Annotated in this window: 11 protein-coding genes and 2 pseudogenes; 4 read left to right on the top strand and 9 right to left on the bottom strand. The window is 59.3% G+C overall.

Features of this window, described 5'->3' with window-relative positions; translation table 11 throughout:
• From AC0KUR_RS37085 to AC0KUR_RS37065, 5 genes and pseudogenes are all read right to left on the bottom strand, one after another.
• Positions 1 to 203: ShlB/FhaC/HecB family hemolysin secretion/activation protein (locus tag AC0KUR_RS37085; protein WP_473377321.1), on the bottom strand; the 203-nt coding region annotated here is incomplete at its 3' end.
• Positions 204 to 230: 27 nt separating this feature from the next.
• Positions 231 to 521, bottom strand: a pseudogene (locus AC0KUR_RS37080) (IS3 family transposase); the annotation flags it as partial.
• Positions 522 to 1,600: 1,079 nt separating this feature from the next.
• Positions 1,601 to 1,990, bottom strand: a complete 390-nt coding sequence (locus AC0KUR_RS37075; protein ID WP_226159357.1) for an ACT domain-containing protein — start codon at positions 1,988 to 1,990, stop codon at positions 1,601 to 1,603.
• Positions 1,987 to 3,180 (bottom strand): histidine decarboxylase, encoded by a 1,194-nt coding sequence (locus tag AC0KUR_RS37070; RefSeq protein ID WP_226159356.1) that lies wholly within the window; start codon positions 3,178 to 3,180, stop codon positions 1,987 to 1,989. Before AC0KUR_RS37070 ends, AC0KUR_RS37075 begins: the two co-directional genes overlap by 4 nt.
• Before the next feature lie 53 nt (positions 3,181 to 3,233).
• Positions 3,234 to 3,786, bottom strand: a pseudogene (locus tag AC0KUR_RS37065) (redoxin domain-containing protein).
• Between the two features lie 1,018 nt (positions 3,787 to 4,804).
• Between AC0KUR_RS37065 and AC0KUR_RS37060 the strand changes: the two are divergent.
• Positions 4,805 to 5,290, top strand: coding sequence for a hypothetical protein (locus AC0KUR_RS37060; RefSeq protein ID WP_319001696.1), 486 nt, complete (start codon positions 4,805 to 4,807; stop codon positions 5,288 to 5,290).
• Here the strand turns inward: AC0KUR_RS37060 and AC0KUR_RS37055 are convergent.
• The 3 genes from AC0KUR_RS37055 to AC0KUR_RS37045 all read right to left on the bottom strand — a co-directional run bounded on the left by AC0KUR_RS37055 (position 5,287) and on the right by AC0KUR_RS37045 (position 9,041).
• The gene (locus tag AC0KUR_RS37055) at positions 5,287 to 6,768 is read right to left on the bottom strand and encodes a tyrosine-type recombinase/integrase (RefSeq protein ID WP_226159355.1); all 1,482 of its coding nucleotides are present in this window, start codon (positions 6,766 to 6,768) and stop codon (positions 5,287 to 5,289) included. The genes AC0KUR_RS37060 and AC0KUR_RS37055 overlap by 4 nt on opposite strands.
• Positions 6,769 to 6,802: 34 nt before the next feature.
• A complete protein-coding gene (locus tag AC0KUR_RS37050) occupies positions 6,803 to 7,750 on the bottom strand; it encodes a DNA-binding protein (protein ID WP_226159354.1) in 948 nt (315 codons plus the stop codon).
• Between the two features lie 471 nt (positions 7,751 to 8,221).
• Positions 8,222 to 9,041, bottom strand: a protein-coding gene (locus AC0KUR_RS37045) for an IS5 family transposase (protein ID WP_473377320.1) whose coding sequence is annotated in 2 segments (ribosomal slippage) — positions 8,222 to 8,683 and positions 8,685 to 9,041 — 819 coding nt in all. Because the reading frame shifts where the segments join, the coding sequence is not laid out codon by codon here.
• 913 nt (positions 9,042 to 9,954) lie between these two features.
• On the opposite strand from AC0KUR_RS37045, the gene AC0KUR_RS37040 reads away from it, so the two are divergent.
• From AC0KUR_RS37040 to AC0KUR_RS37030, 3 genes are all read left to right on the top strand, one after another.
• Positions 9,955 to 10,236, top strand: a complete 282-nt coding sequence (locus AC0KUR_RS37040; protein ID WP_473377319.1) for an H-NS histone family protein — start codon at positions 9,955 to 9,957, stop codon at positions 10,234 to 10,236.
• A gap of 2 nt (positions 10,237 to 10,238) precedes the next feature.
• Positions 10,239 to 10,715, top strand: coding sequence for a hypothetical protein (locus tag AC0KUR_RS37035; protein ID WP_473377318.1), 477 nt, complete (start codon positions 10,239 to 10,241; stop codon positions 10,713 to 10,715).
• A 352-nt stretch (positions 10,716 to 11,067) separates the two neighbouring features.
• Entirely contained in the window at positions 11,068 to 11,289 is a 222-nt protein-coding gene (locus AC0KUR_RS37030; RefSeq protein ID WP_226159351.1) for a hypothetical protein, read from the top strand.
• 394 nt (positions 11,290 to 11,683) lie between these two features.
• Here AC0KUR_RS37030 and AC0KUR_RS37025 read toward each other — a convergent pair.
• A partial coding sequence (locus AC0KUR_RS37025; protein ID WP_473377322.1) for a YadA-like family protein occupies positions 11,684 to 15,448 on the bottom strand: 3,765 nt, incomplete at its 5' end.

Here is a 15,448-nt window from a genome sequence, read left to right as displayed (position 1 = left end):
CACCGGGATCTCGCACGCACGCCCGTCGTCAACCCGAAAAGGCTTCCTCCCTCTCCAGTCGACGAGTTGCAGCGCAGGATCTTCCCCGCGTCAATTCCTACGTAGGGCTCCAGTGTCGCGATGCCTTGCATCCCAAGCACCCCCGGCAGACCCACCGAATTGGTCGTGTACCCGCCCGAACTACCCGACAGGCCATAACGCATCGATCCGGCCACAACGATTGCCAGCTATTCACGCATGTGCTCATCGATCACCGTCAGATACTTCAACTGCTGGCCGTTATCCCGCGCGGCGAATACGAAGTCGTACACCCGGACGTGCCGTGGCGGCCGAGGACGATGGACCGACACGTGCCGACGGGGTCGCTTGTGCGACACCCGCAACCAGGCAAAACGCCACAGCGGCAAGCCCCGATCGGCGCTCGTCGGGTGACCCTGCCGCTCCAGAAAGATCTCTAAGCGGCGGTAACCATCACGCGGATATTGCGCCGAAAGGATACTCATCGCTGTCAACACCGGCGCGGGATAAAGTGGATCGCAGCCATCGACGAACACAACGGGTTCACGTTTACTCCGTGAACTTATCGCATCCTGGCGCGGCGCAATTGAACTTTGCGCTAATCTCAGCGTTTGTGAAAATTGTTGAATTGATGGATGGCCGAATTTTTATATACTAATAAAGTTTCATTCGACTCTTCTCTCTTGGATGTTAAACTCTTTTAACCACGGCACAGCCGTGGTTTTTTTATTCCTGCAACACAAAACAGTGTCTTTTTAACAACACCCAAATCACCATAGTTGGTTATCCAGCCATCTTATGGCGCCCCACCCCTCCTCTTCCTCTGACGAAAAAAATCCCGCTCATAATTCGAGCGGGATACCGCATAAATTCGGTAGAAAGAAGCCAGCTGCAGTGGGGGAGGATGCAGCTTGAGGGAAATCATAGCGCATCGTTTGTGCGAGTCAAGAAAAAAGTGAAACGTTTGCGCGCCTTCCAAAACCTCTCCTCCCGCAACCTCTCAGTCTACTCAAAAATCAGGGAAATTTAAAAATATGGCAAGTACCGATGCTGGCCTGTTTTCGTCTGGTTGTGTTTGTCGTATATTCAAGCCATCGGTATGCCCTTCGGGGAGGATGGGCATGCCGATTTGATATAACCAGTATAGTGTGCCTGTTTTGGCCGCCGCAGCCCATGTGCCGGCGGCCTTTTTCTTAACCAATGCCGCAATCAGGTTTAGTTAGTTATCGTGCCACCATAAATCACCCGAACGAACGACTTCGAGCACACATCATTATCAATAATTTTCAATTACGGCGATGTCGACTTATCAGCAAGCGTCAATCTGAGGCCGTCTTGACGATCAGAACTTGACCTCCATTAAAAGTTTAGATGGACATGATCCTCGCCTTCGCGCCTAACGCGATCAAGATGACTTCCCCGAGTGCTTACGTCCAAATCCAATGGATCGGCGGAAGCTCAGCAGCGAGGCTGCTTGCTGATGCAGGAGGTATCCCGCTCGTGATCGTCGTGCCCCTAACGCGAATCGCAATGACACCCCACTCAACGCGCTGGCGAAGTGATCTGAAGCTTGCTGCAGCCCTCAAACTACCCGGTCAGCGAGCAACTGCTTGGCTCGTGCGTTGTCGTTCGTCGCGATGGTCACGATACAGATGTCGGCCTGCCGGCTAATCGTACGCATCATCCTAATGTCAAGGTTCGCGTCGGCCAGATCGCGCGCGACACGGGCAAGTGTGCCCGGCACGTTCTCAACCTGCAAGGTCAGGACCTCGTCCGAGATGACTTGACATCCAGCGCGAGTGAGCACAGCTAGCGCCAAAGAGAGATTGTCGACGTCAATCTGCAGGATAGCGGTCGTTCCGATAGCGCGACCGTCCATTGCGAAGACGTTGATGTCATTCGCTGCAAGTAGGCCGGAGAGCTCTGCGATCAGGCCCGTGCGGTCACCCGTGATTGCGGTGAGAAAATTCATGTGCGACATTGTTTTTCGATCGAAAGAGAATCGGTGACATTGGCAATGCTGCATCGTTCCGCGACCATGTCGTCAACCAGCGCGTCGACCTGCTCGCGTGTAACGTTGGGCATTACGATCAGGTGCGATTGCTCGCCCTGAGTGGCCAATTGCCAACGCCTCTTAATCTCATCGCTCACCTTTGGGAAAACGACCGTCAGTGCATGCTCATTGCGCCAAGCCGGAATGCCAACTTCTTTCATGCATGCTTCGGCATAAGCCGCGAGTTGGAGCGCCGATGCCGCGCGTCGACGCAGTCCCTCCGCACCAAGCTCCTTGATCCGATACCACAGCACCAGCGGAGTGAAGCCGTTACGCGAGCCAGTGATGGTCGTGTCGAGTGATCCAATGTAGCCAATCGAGCGCGCGATTCTTTCAACGTGACGCTTCCGCGCGATTACGATGCCGCACGGCATCGGTGAGCCGAAGAACTTATGGCCGCTGATCGAGACAGAATCGGCACCGTCGGCAAAATCGAAGGCCGGGCGTGGGTCGAGGAACGACGCGAAGCCGCCACAAAGTGCGGCGTCCGAATGGATGTAGTAGTCGCGGATTGCGAACCGATTCAGGATGTTCTTGATGGTCCCGATGTCGTCCCGTGCCTCGGTCATCGTCGTGCCGATGTTGGCAAAAATAATCGCTGGCTTGTCTCGATTGATGCGCAGTGTCTCCGCAAGATCCTCGTAGTCGATCTCACCGTTTGGCTGGCTGCGGATCGCAATCGAGCTCAGGCCAAGGAAATGGATGTTCTTCGTCACCGAGTAGTGCGTATCCTCTGAGCAGTAGACAATGCCCCGCGGCAGCAACTCGCGGGCCAGGTAAAGTCCGTAGAGATTGCCTTCGGTGCCGCCGTTGGTGACGTAGCCCCAGGTCTCGCCGGCGGGGGCACGCAGCAGGTCGGCCACGAAGTCGACGACTTCGCGTTCATACTCGCGCGTGCCAACCGTGAAGGTCGAGTCGACGAATGGGTCGCCCAGGTTATTAAGCGGAAAGCGCAGAAACCGCTCAAGCGGCGCCATCTTGAAATCTTTGGAGACGGGATAGCCGAGGAAGCGCTCCGTGGCCTGCTCTAGCGCCTGATAAAGCGCATCGAGTCGACGGAGGTCATGTTGCGTAAGCATGATCACACACTTCAAATAATCGAACGACATCGCATAAAATCCGGCACCAAGGCCGGGCTAAATTCACACTACCGAAGCAATACTTACTTATTGGGCTGCTGTGTCAGGCGCGGGTACCGGTGCAACGCCTTGCAGCCCTTTGGGAACTTCTGGTTGATGACGGCTTCGTCGCTTGAGCGACGGCACGATAACGACATCGTCGCCGTCTTGCCAGTTGCCCGGCGTAGCCACGCTGTGATATCCGGTCAGTTGCAGCGAGTCGATCGCGCGCAGCACCTCGTTGAATTTGCGCCCCTTCGATGCTGGATACGTGATGAGAGTTGCGATATCTTGCAGTTCAGGTCGGCGAGGATCGGGAAGTTAACAGTGGTGTTTTGCGTGTCGTTGATGTCGTCTATCCATTTCTTGTGCGAATCGACCGGGTCAACCGAAAGAGCGATAACCTTGACATTGCGTTTAGCAAACTCCCCTTGAGCCTGGCGGTCAGACCCAGTTCGGTCGTGCACACCGGCGTGAAATCTCCGGGATGCAAAAAAGCACGCCCCAGCTATCTTCCAGCCATGGATGAAACTAGAAAAGGCACTCGCTGGAATCCTGCTCGAAATCCGGGGCGATGTCGCCCAAACATAGAGACATTGTCTCCTCCTAGAGCACCGCCTCAAGGGCTTCGAGAACCAGAAATTTATTAGAGGATCGGCGCAACACAAAGCACAACGTCGTTGACGTGGGTCGTAATCTGCTCAGCTGGCACACCATAGACATGCAGCGAGATAGCGGACGCGCTCTGTGTTGCGTCGGCGTGACCGAGCCGGTGTTCCGGCCGTGCCCGCCCACATGAACGATACTGCGCCTACCTCGCGCGGGTGCCAACCTGCCTTGGTCGCATGACCCGTGTCCATGTTCCACTCGTATAGCGTTTCGGTTAACGTACCTTCGAGTACCGTGTAGCCGCACCATGTCCGATGGCCATGCACAGAGGGCTGCACTGACCAGGCCGCCAGACAAGCGAGACGACTGAGTAGCGTCCACAAGGATCAGCGGCAAGTAGGTGCCGACAATACTGTTGCGCACTACCTGTGCGTTCCGCGTCAGTCAACCATGGATCGGCCGCACTGGCGTCGGCAAGAGCTGCGCGCAAACGAGCGGCAAATTCCGTATTCTTAGACGGATCAGACGATGTGCCGAACGCATCGAATGCATCGTCGATCCGGCGGCACAGGCGCACCAGCTCCGACCGGTCGGAGCCTGAAGAAGCGAGCTGAAACCCGTTCGTAGCAGCGTGATTCGCGTGGTTGGAAAGGACCATTGACCGTAACAACGCGTCCTCCTTGTCATTGTGGTCGCAATTTTAGTCGCCTGCACAGCAGGAGCGCTATTTATACCAGTCGACAACGAAAAAAACGTTCTATAGTGCCCCGGAAAATTGAGTTAAATCGGAAAAAATTTCTCTTTGACACCAAGGTCGCGAGAGTGCTGAGGCGTATAGCGCCAACGTATATGGAAAGGTTCCAATTTGCGCGGTACGTTCGAATTCCCGGTGGCCGACTATGCACATCGCCTGATGCCCAGTCTGGTGATCGGCATGCCGGTGACAGAGCGCGAAGCGCGTGGATAATGTGTATGCAGTGTCAGGAAGGCGCTGCGCGATAATTTGTTGCTGTATACCGATGAATGCACCGTCATGAGCCGAAAATCTGCCCGACGCTCGAGCCACCGCCCGTTGAGCAAAGAAATGTTGTTGCCGCTCCCACTTGCGCGGACTCGTGCGTTGTCACTCGAATATCATCTTGCGCTAGCCACCATCGTGCAGGGACATACCAATGTGGACTCGATGGTCTGCCTGCTCAAGGCCGTCTATACGGCGTTCTATCTACGCGACGAGGCGCCCGCGAGCGCTGACGATGCTGAGTTCCAGCGCGCAGAGGCGGCGCTGGAGCGTTGCATCGGCCGCGCCGAGCGTGGCCAGACATGGGTCATGCTCGATCGCGATAAAGCCGCCGTCGAGCGCGTCCTCGTGCTCCACGACGACCAGCTGGCGGTTGTGCCAACCCATTGTTACTTGACGGCACTCGACAAGCTGAATCGCTTGGCCATCGAGGGACTGCAATCGCCGATTCCGCCGTTGTCCGCAGGAAGCTAATCGGAATCGAAGGCACGATCGACAAACGCGCGTAGCTGTGACAGATCCGTTTTCGCATAGCCGGCCGTGGTCTGAATCGACGCATGGCCGAGCAGCGCCTGCGCGGCCGGCAGCGGGATCAGTCGATCGACAACCAAGGTACGTGCGTAGGCATGGCGCAGCCAGTGCGGTGACGCCCGTCGCAGCGTGGCGGCGCTCGCCGGATCGGTCGGCTCGAGTCGCGCGGCGGCCGCCCGAAAGATCGCCTTCACCTCGTCGTAAAGCCCCGAACCCCGCAGCGTTCCTCCCTTGAGGCCGTGCACCAGCGCCACGTGTTCGCCTGGGGCTGGTTGCTCAGGCAGTCCCCGCAACCGTCGATAGGCTTGCAGACTCGAAACACAACCCGCGGGCAACGGAATTGCACGCGCCTTCTGACCTTTGCCGCATACATTCAAGGTCCAGCGTCCGTTGGGATCGAGATCCAGCGCCGGTAGTTGTCGCTCGTCGGACCAGACCAGTTCAACGAGCCTCACGCCGGCATAGCGGTATAGACTCCAGATCGCCCGGCGTCGCGCCGCGATCAGTGGCTCGATGTCATGATCGACGGCCTCGACTTCGACATCGCAGGCACTCAGTTGCGCAGCCGATAGCATGCGAGTCGGCGCGAAACCGGCGTGCCGCCGCTGTCCTCGCACGAGGCCCGCAGCCGGGTTCGCAGTCAAATAACCGGTCTCTGTCCAGTACCGGAACAAGCTGGCGCAGACGGCGAGCGCCCGCGCCTGCGTCGACTCGGACAGTCTGCCTTCGGGTTGAGCTGCATCGGCGACATCTCGCAAAGGACGGTGCAACGTTCGCTTGTACTCGAGCAAATCATGCCGCGTCAGGTCCGACAGTGGCCCGAGCTCGTGCGCGATGCACCACGCCACGAGGCGGCGAATTTCCGTCAGATAGGCGCGCGCTGTATGGGGCGACCGACTTGCCCGGTCGCGCAGAAACAGCGCCACTGCCTGGGCGTCATCGCCAACACCGAGCGTGTTGGTTGCGCTCGCGACTGCGACAAAGCGGCCTGCGCGTGCGAACCATCCACGTAGCGCAGCCGGAAGGTCGGCGCCCGTCAGCACCGGCTCCTGTAACCGCTCACCATTCGTGGTCGTCAGCAGGGCAGCCCCGGCGCACTTGAAGCGCCGCGCGTGCGCGCGTAGCACGCGCGCCAGCACGACTTCGGGCGCCGGAGCGTCGTCAACCGGTACGACTCGTGCGCGCCCGCGATCCCAGTATTCGACCGCCGCCGACTGATCGAGCAACAACCGCATCACGGCCGGTTTCGCCGCCTTCGCGTCGGCGAGCGACGCGAAACGCCGCTTGACGAGCGCCAGCGTCCAGCGCAGATAGACGACGTGGCCCAGCACATCGCTCACATACGCGACCGAGGCATCGAGATCGTCGGGTAGCTGCTGCGGGGGTGTCGCACCGGTATCGACCCAGTCAGCGAAGTTCATGGGAGTTCAGGGATCGGGCAAGCGGTGAGCGCAGTCATTTTCCCTTGTGCTTCGTCGAGGCGCTACCCGTAGCACGTTTCACCGTCGCGAGGCCGGTGCGGGCAGTTTGCGTGGGCTTCAGCGCGATGTCGCGCAACAGGCCGGCGAGCTCAGCGTGTTCTCGCGCATTGACGGCCTTCAGGGCCAGTGCTTCGCCGACCGCCTGTTGGCGAGCCTCACGTTCGCGCGCCAGATCGCCGTCGAGTCGGTCGCGCTCGCCCTGCAGCGCGGCGATCCGGCGCTCAGCGATTTTCAGTTGCGCCGCCGCCTGCGCATGCTCCTTTTTCTGCGCCTCGCGCTGATGTGCGGTTTCCTGCAGCAGCTGTTTCGACAGTGCCTCGTACCGATGCTGCGCCGCCTGGAGCGCTACATTGTGCGCGCGCTCACGGTCAGCCCGCTCAGCCGCCAACTTGTCGAGCGCAGCCTGGCGCTCGTCGGCTTGGGCCTCAAGAGACGCGCAGCGGTCCCGCAGCACCCCGTGTTGGGCGCGCAGGTCGGCCAATTCGGCGTCGCGCGCGGTGAGTGTCGCGCGCAGGGTCTCGACTTCCTGTCGCAATAGTTCGACACGCAGTTCGGCATCGGTGCGGGCCGCGTCGGCAGTGGCGACGCCAGCGTCGGCCGCCTGTTTGAGGCGGATCACATCATCGAGCTGCACTGCAACCGCGGCTTGCCACAGGCCGCGCATCAACTCGGCGATATCCGGCGGCAGGTCGGGAATCGCAATCTCGGCCAGTCCTGCGCGCACGACCTCGGCCTCGATCGCGTTCAGCGCTCGCGCGAGCGTCGCGGGGTCGCCGGCGCCGAGCCGCGCCCGCAGCTTGCGGACCGAGACGATCTGGCGAAAGCGGACACCGCTGGCCGGCGCGGCGTCGCCAGCCTCGGCCAGCATGTCAAGCACGGTGGAGCGGATCTGTTCGGCGGTGACGGCGGCGGGACGGGCCATGGCGGACGAATCGAGTCAATTTGGCTCAATTATTTCATACATTCCTAACGTTATAAAACACAATCTTTGTCGATATTTTGAGCCATAACCAAGATAATTTTCATTATCGCTGCCATGCAGGCTCGCTCGCACCGACGAATGCATGTCTACGCCCCCTAGGGCTGGCGAAGAGGTATTGAGCAGGTGCAGAAAGGCCAGTCGGGAGCTACCGTTTAAGGGGCGGAGCGCTAAGCCTGGGGGCAGCTAGATGGACCTACCCCGGCAAACTGCATGAAAACCAAGGGGACCCCACGCGGCGAATACAAAGTCGTGCGCCCGGACGTGCCGTAGTGGCCGAGGACGATGGACCGACACGCGCCGACGGGGCCGCTTGCGCGACACCCGCAACCAGGCAAAACGCCACAGCCGCAAGCCCCGATCGGCGCTCTTCGGGTGACCCTGCCGCCCCAGAAAGATCTCCAAGAGACGGTTTCATAAAGACTGATCGGCCCGCCGAAGGGTATTCCAGCAGATCAGGCAGTAACCGAGTTTGAGGAACGCGCCGTGAATGTCAGCACGACGCTCGAAACGATTACGGAGACGACGAAAGTGATGCAGCCAGGCATGCGTGCGTTCGACGACCCAGCGATCTTTGCCAAGGCCGCTGCCGTGTTCGGTACGGCGCTTGGCGATCACCGGCTCGATACCGCGATCGCGCAACGCGCGTCGATGTCGCTCGGAGTCGTAACCGCGATCCGCGTAGACCACACGCGGCCGCTGCAATGGGTGGCCACGCAATCCGCGGATCGGCGGAATCGCGTCGATCAGCGGCAGCAATTGCGTGACGTCGTTGACGTTCACGCCGGTCAGGATCGTGGCGAGCGGCGTACCGTTGGCGTTGGTGGCGAGGTGGTGTTTGGAACCGGGTCGCGCTCGATCGGTGGGGTTCGGGCCAGGTTTTCGCCCGCCCCCTCCCAACCGCTCGAATCGACGAAGAGTCGACGACCACACGGGAGGAATCGATCTGGTTTGCGGCGCGTAGTTTGGTCAGCAGTAACGCCTGCAATGCGTCCCACACGCCCGTCTCTTGCCAGTCACGCAGCAGCCAGCAACTCACGCCCGAGCCATATCCCATTTCCGCAGGAAGATCGCGCCAGCGAATGCCGGTCTTCAGCACAAACAGAATGCCCGTCAGCGCTGCACGATTCGGCACGGGCTTGCGCCCCGGGTACTTGAACCGACGGGGTTTGGCTGGTGGCAGAAGTGGCTCAATTAGTTGCCACAACTCGTCGTCAATGATCGGCTTGCCCATCTCCCCGATCCGGTTGTCATGACGGCTCAGGTAACAGGTCGAGAGAAAAGTTAACCGTAGCTACGCGTCTTTTTGGAACCGTTTCTTGGCCTGGCCTGGAGAGCAGCTCGACAACTGAACGCTAAAGCGGATCACAGCCGTCGACGAACACAACGGGTTCACGTTTGCTCTGTGAACTTATCGCATCCTGGTGCGGCGCAATTGAACTTTGCGCCAATCCTAGTGTTTGTGAAAATTGTTGAATTGATGGATGGCCGAATTTTTATAGAATAGATGCGTTTCATTCGGCTCTTCTCTCTTGAGTGTTAAACTCTTTCAACCACGGCACAGCCGTGGTTTTTTTATTCCTGCCGCACAAAACAGTGTCTTTTTAACAACACCAAAATCGCCATGGTCGGTTATCCAACCATCTTATGGCGTCCCGCCCCTCCTCTTCCTCTGACGAAAAAAATCCCGCTCATAATTCGAGCGGGATACCGCATAAATTCGGTAGAAAGAAGCCAGCTGCAGTGGGGGAGGATGCAGCTTGAGAGAGATCATAGCGCATCGTTTGTGCGAGTCAAGAAAAAAGTGAAACGTTTGCGCGCCTTCCAAAACCTCTCCTCCCGCAACCTCTCAGTCTACTCAAAAATCAGGGAAATTTAAAAATATGGCAAGTACCGATGCTGGCCTGTTTTCGTCTGGTTGTGTTTGTCGTATATTCAAGCCATCGGTATGCCCTTCGGGGAGGATGGGTATGCCGATTTGATATAACCAGTATAGTGTGCCCGTTTTGGCCGCCGCAGCCCACGTGCCGGCGGCCTTTTTCTTAACCAATGCCGCAGTCAGGTTTAGTTAGTTATCATGCCACCATAAATCACCCGAACGAACGACTTCGAGCACACATCATTATCAATAATTTTCAATTACAGCGATGCCGACTTATCAGGAACTTCTCGCTCAAGTAGCCACCCTCCAGGAGCAAGCTGAAACCGCTCGCCTGGCAGAACGCAAAGCCGCTCTTACCCAAGTACGCGAACTCGTCGCAACGTACGCATTGACCGAACGGGAAGTCTTCGGCAAACGCGCAGCTACAAAACGCATCGTGGCAGCGAAATACCGCAATCCCAAAACAGGCCAAACATGGACCGGGAGAGGACGCCCGCCCGCCTGGATCGCCGTCCAGGAGCGCGAGCAATTCCTGATTCGTGACTGAACATGGCCAAACCATCGCTTTCGTTTGCCCGCGTGCAACAGGCGGCCGACTCGCGTAAGGCCAAATCCTGGTTGCTACCCATGAGTCGCCAGGATGCTGATCGGGTCGCACTGCGCTACCACATGGCCCTCGCGGCAGTGCGTACCGGACGAGGCACGCGCATGCATCTGCAACTGCTGTTGCAGATGAGCGTTTTGGCCAGTTTAATTGGCCACGCCTACGGCGCGGCGCTTTGCCCGGATGCAATCCGTAAGGTCGAACAAAGTCTCTTGGAGGGCTTTTCACGCGGCGAGCAGACCGACACCTGGACGCTGGATGAAGAAGCCATCGAGCTGTGCGCGGCTATTGCTACGCATCATGATCACCAGTTAGGCACTGTGCCGCTGGCGGCCATCGATGATGCGGCCCGACGGCTCGATCGATTCCTGAGCCATCAATCTTACGATCGCGCGCTTCCCAACTGGCGTCACCAAAAGTGAACGACACGACGACATGCCCTTGGACGCATGGGCACGATGGGCTGCCTCCGGAACCTAATCGCTTGGTCCCCTGCCTTATTGTTTCTCATCCCGCCTGCTCGCCGTGAGGCGTGTTGAACCATAGCCCGAGAGCGTCAAGGATTAACGTCCTTTGTGCTTTTCCCCTCATGGTTGAATCAGATCATAGGGGCGCGGCAAGATAATCAACTATTATCTTTTGAAACAAGCACGGACATACCCCCTGTCTCGCGGCGATCCGACTGGTATCATCCTTCGCACTTGTGCCGGCCCTGCGCCGCATAAGTATCGCCATTCAAGCAATGATCAAAAATCATCAAACTGGAGATTCTTCATGAACAAAAATTTGCTCGCCATGCTCGGAACTGCGGCACTTTCCGTCACTCTGTCATTGGCAGTTACGCCTGCCTTTGCATTAGGCAACTGCGGGCCCAATGCGCATCGAAATCAGAACGGTCAATGCGTGGCAGGCGGTCAAAACCAGGATTATTGCCAGCGAAAGACGGGCCATCGTGCCACACGCATGCCCAATGGGACGCTGCGCTGTATTAACTGACGACAGGCTGCCTCTCGCGTAAGCGAGGGGTAGTCCTGCTGACTTAAGTACCATGCAAAGAGCATGGTTATGGGCTGCTGCGTGCTGATGCTGTCGGTGCCAAAAACGTTGACTACCGCTGCCAAACGCCGCAGGGAAAGTTCAGAGTATAGTCACCCTTGCTCTTGATGTGCCATCGGCTCACGCAGGACGTCGCCACGACGACAGCCCCCGGGTAGCAGCGACTCGCTGAAGTCCGGGATCGCTTCGGAAGTTTGTGCTCAAACTCGCCCGCCCCGCCCTATTTATCTTATTCATCGTTTCGATCCGCTTGATGTGCGTCGCCGTGCGTGTGCCGAGCCGCCGCACTTGCCACCGGGCAAGCACGACGACGCACCCCTTATCGTACCAAGGATTACCAGCGATACCCCGCCTGCGCTTTAAACGCGGTAGTACCTCCGCTAGGAGAGGTGGCTATCGCAGCAGAAAGATTCAGCCGTGTCGTGGCTTGGTATGCAAAGCCGATGCCCAACGCCGTTGCGCTCCCGTAAGCCCCGGTGGCAACTCCGACCCATTTTTCTCCTTCGTTAAGCATGGGTATGCTCGGAATCGCAAGACTCGAGGCGATCGCTCTGTCTGTATATCGCCTTGACGCGCCCATTGCATCATTGAGCTGATTTACATTGACTGCATCGGTTCCATTCACGCCGGGCGCTACGTTAGTGAGTCGCCGCTCGTTATCGGGCGAGCCGAACGACACGGTATTGGGCTCCGACGCAATCGAGCCCGCTCCGAGCGCTATCGAATTGGCCGCACTCGCCGTGGCATTATTGCCCAGCGCCGTGGAATTGACTCCCGTCGCGCTCGAGCCTTGTCCCACCGCTGTTGCATTGTTTCCGGAGGCTGTCGACTGGGCGCCAAGCGCCGTGCTACCGGTGCCTGTTGCCTGAGCTCCCGCGCCAGCAGACGTGCCCCCTGTACTTGTCGTCGAAAGAATGCCATACGACGACGAACTGCTCGTCGACAGCGACGCAAGATTGCTCACGGCAGTACTGAGTGCCGTCGACAACGCCGTGACCGTCGTCGACGTCGTGCTTAGGCCCGTTGACAAGGAAGAGACATTGCTGCCGGTACTGCTTACGGTTGTCGACAATGAGCCGATGCTACTCGATGTTGCCGTCGACAACGACGTCAACGCGCTAGTTGTTGATGACAGTTGAGAGGCGGCAGCGGTCGAGAGCGAATACATTGCTTGACTGACCGCGTAAAGCTGCGATCCGTTAATGGCATCGGTGGAGGTGGACGAAATGCGTCCAGCTGCAACGTTGGTGAGCTGGCGCTCGGCACCTGGCGCTCCGATGCTGACCACACTCATCGGGCTCGCCCCGGCAAATAAGTACGTCGCCTGGCCGATGCTCATCCCTGAAGTCGGGTTCGGCGCGCTCGTCACGGAGCCCGAACCTAGCGCGACATCATTGACATTATTGGCTACCGCTTTCGAGCCGAAAGCAACCGAGCCTGCACCGAGCGCGCTCGACGCATTGCCAAGTGCCACCGAACCTACGCCATTGGCGGTGCTGGCATTACCCAACACCACCGCCCCCTGCCCGGCAGCAGTGTTCAGATTGCCAGCCGCTACTGCCCCTTGGCCGGTGACCAGGTTGTTTGCACCGGCGCCCACTGCACCGGTACCGATCACAATGTTCGGGTCCCCAATAGCCACCGCACCATTACCGGTAGCGGTATTCGCCTCGCCGATCGCCACGGCCTGGCCGCCGGCGGCGATCGCGTTCTGACCGATTGCGACTGCGCCGACGCTACCCGCGCTCGCCGCGTTGCCAAGCGCTACGCTGCTGTCCCCGGTCGCAGTGGTATTTGGGCCGATGGCAATCGCATTCGTACCGAGAGCTGCACTATCTGCGCCAGTAGAATTTGCATGGAAGTACTTTGTACCGCCAGTCACCGCGGTTGAGAGCGACGAAAGCTGACTGACCGCCGAATTCAGGCCGCTAGAGAGAGACGAAACATTGCTGGTCGTAGTACTAAGGCCCGTGGAGAGCGAGGTCAAAGCGGTGGCAGTAGAGGTCGACAGCGAACTGACCGCGCTAGTCGCCGTACTCAGCCCGGTGGACAGCGAACCGATGCTGGTCGATGCCGACGTGGACAGTGAAGTGACGGAACTGTTTGCCGTCGACAGCCCAGTCGAAGCCGACGTGGACAGCGATGTGATCGAGCTGCTGGCCGTCGACAGACCTGTCGAGGCCGACGTGCTCAGCGAACTTACGCTGCTATTGGTCGTGCTCAAGCCGGTCGAGGCCGACGTCGACAGCGACGTGATCGCGCTGGTGGCCGTTGACAGGCCCGTCGAAGCCGACGTGCTCAGCGAGCTCACGCTGCTATTGGTCGTGCTCAAGCCGGTCGAAGCCGACGTCGACAGCGACGTGATCGCGCTGGTGGCCGTCGACAGACCCGTCGAGGCCGACGTGCTCAGCGAACTCACGCTGCTATTGGTCGCGCTCAGTCCGGTGGACAGCGAACCGATGCCCGTCGAAGCTGACGTGGACAGCGACGTGATCGAGCTGTTGGCCGTGGACAGGCCCGTCGAGGCCGACGTCGACAGTGACGTGATCGAGCTGGTGGCCGTTGACAGGCCCGTCGAAGCCGACGTGCTCAGCGAACTCACACTGCTATTGGTCGTGCTCAAGCCGGTCGAGGCCGACGTCGACAGCGACGTGATCGAGCTGTTGGCCGTCGACAGGCCCGTCGAAGCCGACGTGCTCAGCGAACTCACACTGCTATTGGTCGTGCTCAGTCCGGTGGACAGCGAACCGATGCCGGTCGAGGCTGACGTCGACAGCGACGTGATCGAGCTGTTAGCCGTTGACAGACCCGTCGAGGTCGACGTGCTCAGCGAGCTCACGCTGCTATTGGTCGTGCTCAAGCCGGTCGAGGCCGACGTCGACAGCGATGTGATCGAGCTGTTAGCCGTTGACAGACCCGTCGAAGCCGACGTGCTCAACGAGCTCACGCTGCTATTGGTCGTGCTCAGTCCGGTGGACAGCGAACCGATGCCGGTCGAAGCTGACGTGGACAGCGACGTGATCGAGCTGTTAGCCGTTGACAGACCCGTCGAAGCCGACGTCGACAGCGACGTGATCGAGCTGTTAGCCGTTGACAGGCCCGTCGAGGCCGACGTGCTCAGCGAGCTCATGCTGCTATTGGTCGTGCTCAAGCCGGTCGAAGCTGACGTCGACAGCGATGTGATCGCGCTGTTGGCCGTGGACAGGCCTGTCGAGGCCGACGTGCTCAGCGAACTCACGCTGCTATTGGTCGTGCTCAGTCCGGTGGACAGCGAACCGATGCCGGTCGAAGCCGACGTAGACAGCGATGTGATCGAGCTGCTGGCCGTCGACAGACCTGTCGAGGCCGAAGTGCTCAACGAACTCACGCTGCTATTGGTCGTGCTCAAGCCGGTCGAAGCCGACGTAGACAGTGACGTGATCGAGCTGTTGGCCGTGGACAGGCCCGTCGAAGCCGACGTGCTCAGCGAGCTCACGCTGCTATTGGTCGTGCTCAGTCCGGTGGACAGCGAACCGATGCCGGTCGAGGCTGACGTCGACAGCGACGTGATCGCGATGTTAGCCGTCGACAGACCTGTCGAGGCCGACGTGCTCAGCGAACTCACACTGCTATTGGTCGCGCTCAGTCCGGTGGACAGCGAACCGATGCCGGTCGAGGCTGACGTCGACAGCGACGTGATCGCGCTGTTAGCCGTTGACAGACCCGTCGAAGCCGACGTGCTCAACGAACTCACACTGCTATTGGTCGCGCTCAGTCCGGTGGACAGCGAACCGATGCCGGTCGAAGCCGACGTCGACAGCGATGTGATCGAGCTGTTAGCCGTCGACAGGCCCGTCGAGGCCGACGTGCTCAGCGAGCTCACGCTGCTATTGGTCGTGCTCAGTCCGGTGGACAGCGAACCGATGCCGGTCGAAGCTGACGTGGACAGCGACGTGATCGCGCTGTTGGCCGTGGACAGACCCGTCGAGGCCGACGTGCTCAGCGAGCTCACGCTGCTATTGGTCGTGCTCAAGCCGGTCGAAGCCGACGTCGACAGCGACGTGATCGCGCTGGTGGCCGTCGACAGCCCAGTCGAGGCCGACGTGCTCAACGAGCTCAC

The sequence above is a fragment of the Burkholderia sp. YHN3-13 genome (genome assembly GCF_055810675.1).
The sequence above is the reverse complement of the archived record's forward strand: the minus strand, read 5'-3'. Positions and strand labels throughout refer to the sequence as shown.

Excerpts from the sequence above, each read along its gene's own strand:
- AC0KUR_RS37075 (WP_226159357.1), bottom strand. The coding sequence starts at position 1,990 with ATGAATTTTCTCACCGCAATCACGGGTGACCGCACGGGCCTGATCGCA.
- AC0KUR_RS37070 (WP_226159356.1), bottom strand. The coding sequence starts at position 3,180 with ATGTCGTTCGATTATTTGAAGTGTGTGATCATGCTTACGCAACATGAC.
- AC0KUR_RS37055 (WP_226159355.1), bottom strand. The coding sequence starts at position 6,768 with ATGAACTTCGCTGACTGGGTCGATACCGGTGCGACACCCCCGCAGCAG.
- AC0KUR_RS37050 (WP_226159354.1), bottom strand. The coding sequence starts at position 7,750 with ATGGCCCGTCCCGCCGCCGTCACCGCCGAACAGATCCGCTCCACCGTG.
- AC0KUR_RS37040 (WP_473377319.1), top strand. The coding sequence starts at position 9,955 with ATGCCGACTTATCAGGAACTTCTCGCTCAAGTAGCCACCCTCCAGGAG.
- AC0KUR_RS37035 (WP_473377318.1), top strand. The coding sequence starts at position 10,239 with ATGGCCAAACCATCGCTTTCGTTTGCCCGCGTGCAACAGGCGGCCGAC.
- AC0KUR_RS37030 (WP_226159351.1), top strand. The coding sequence starts at position 11,068 with ATGAACAAAAATTTGCTCGCCATGCTCGGAACTGCGGCACTTTCCGTC.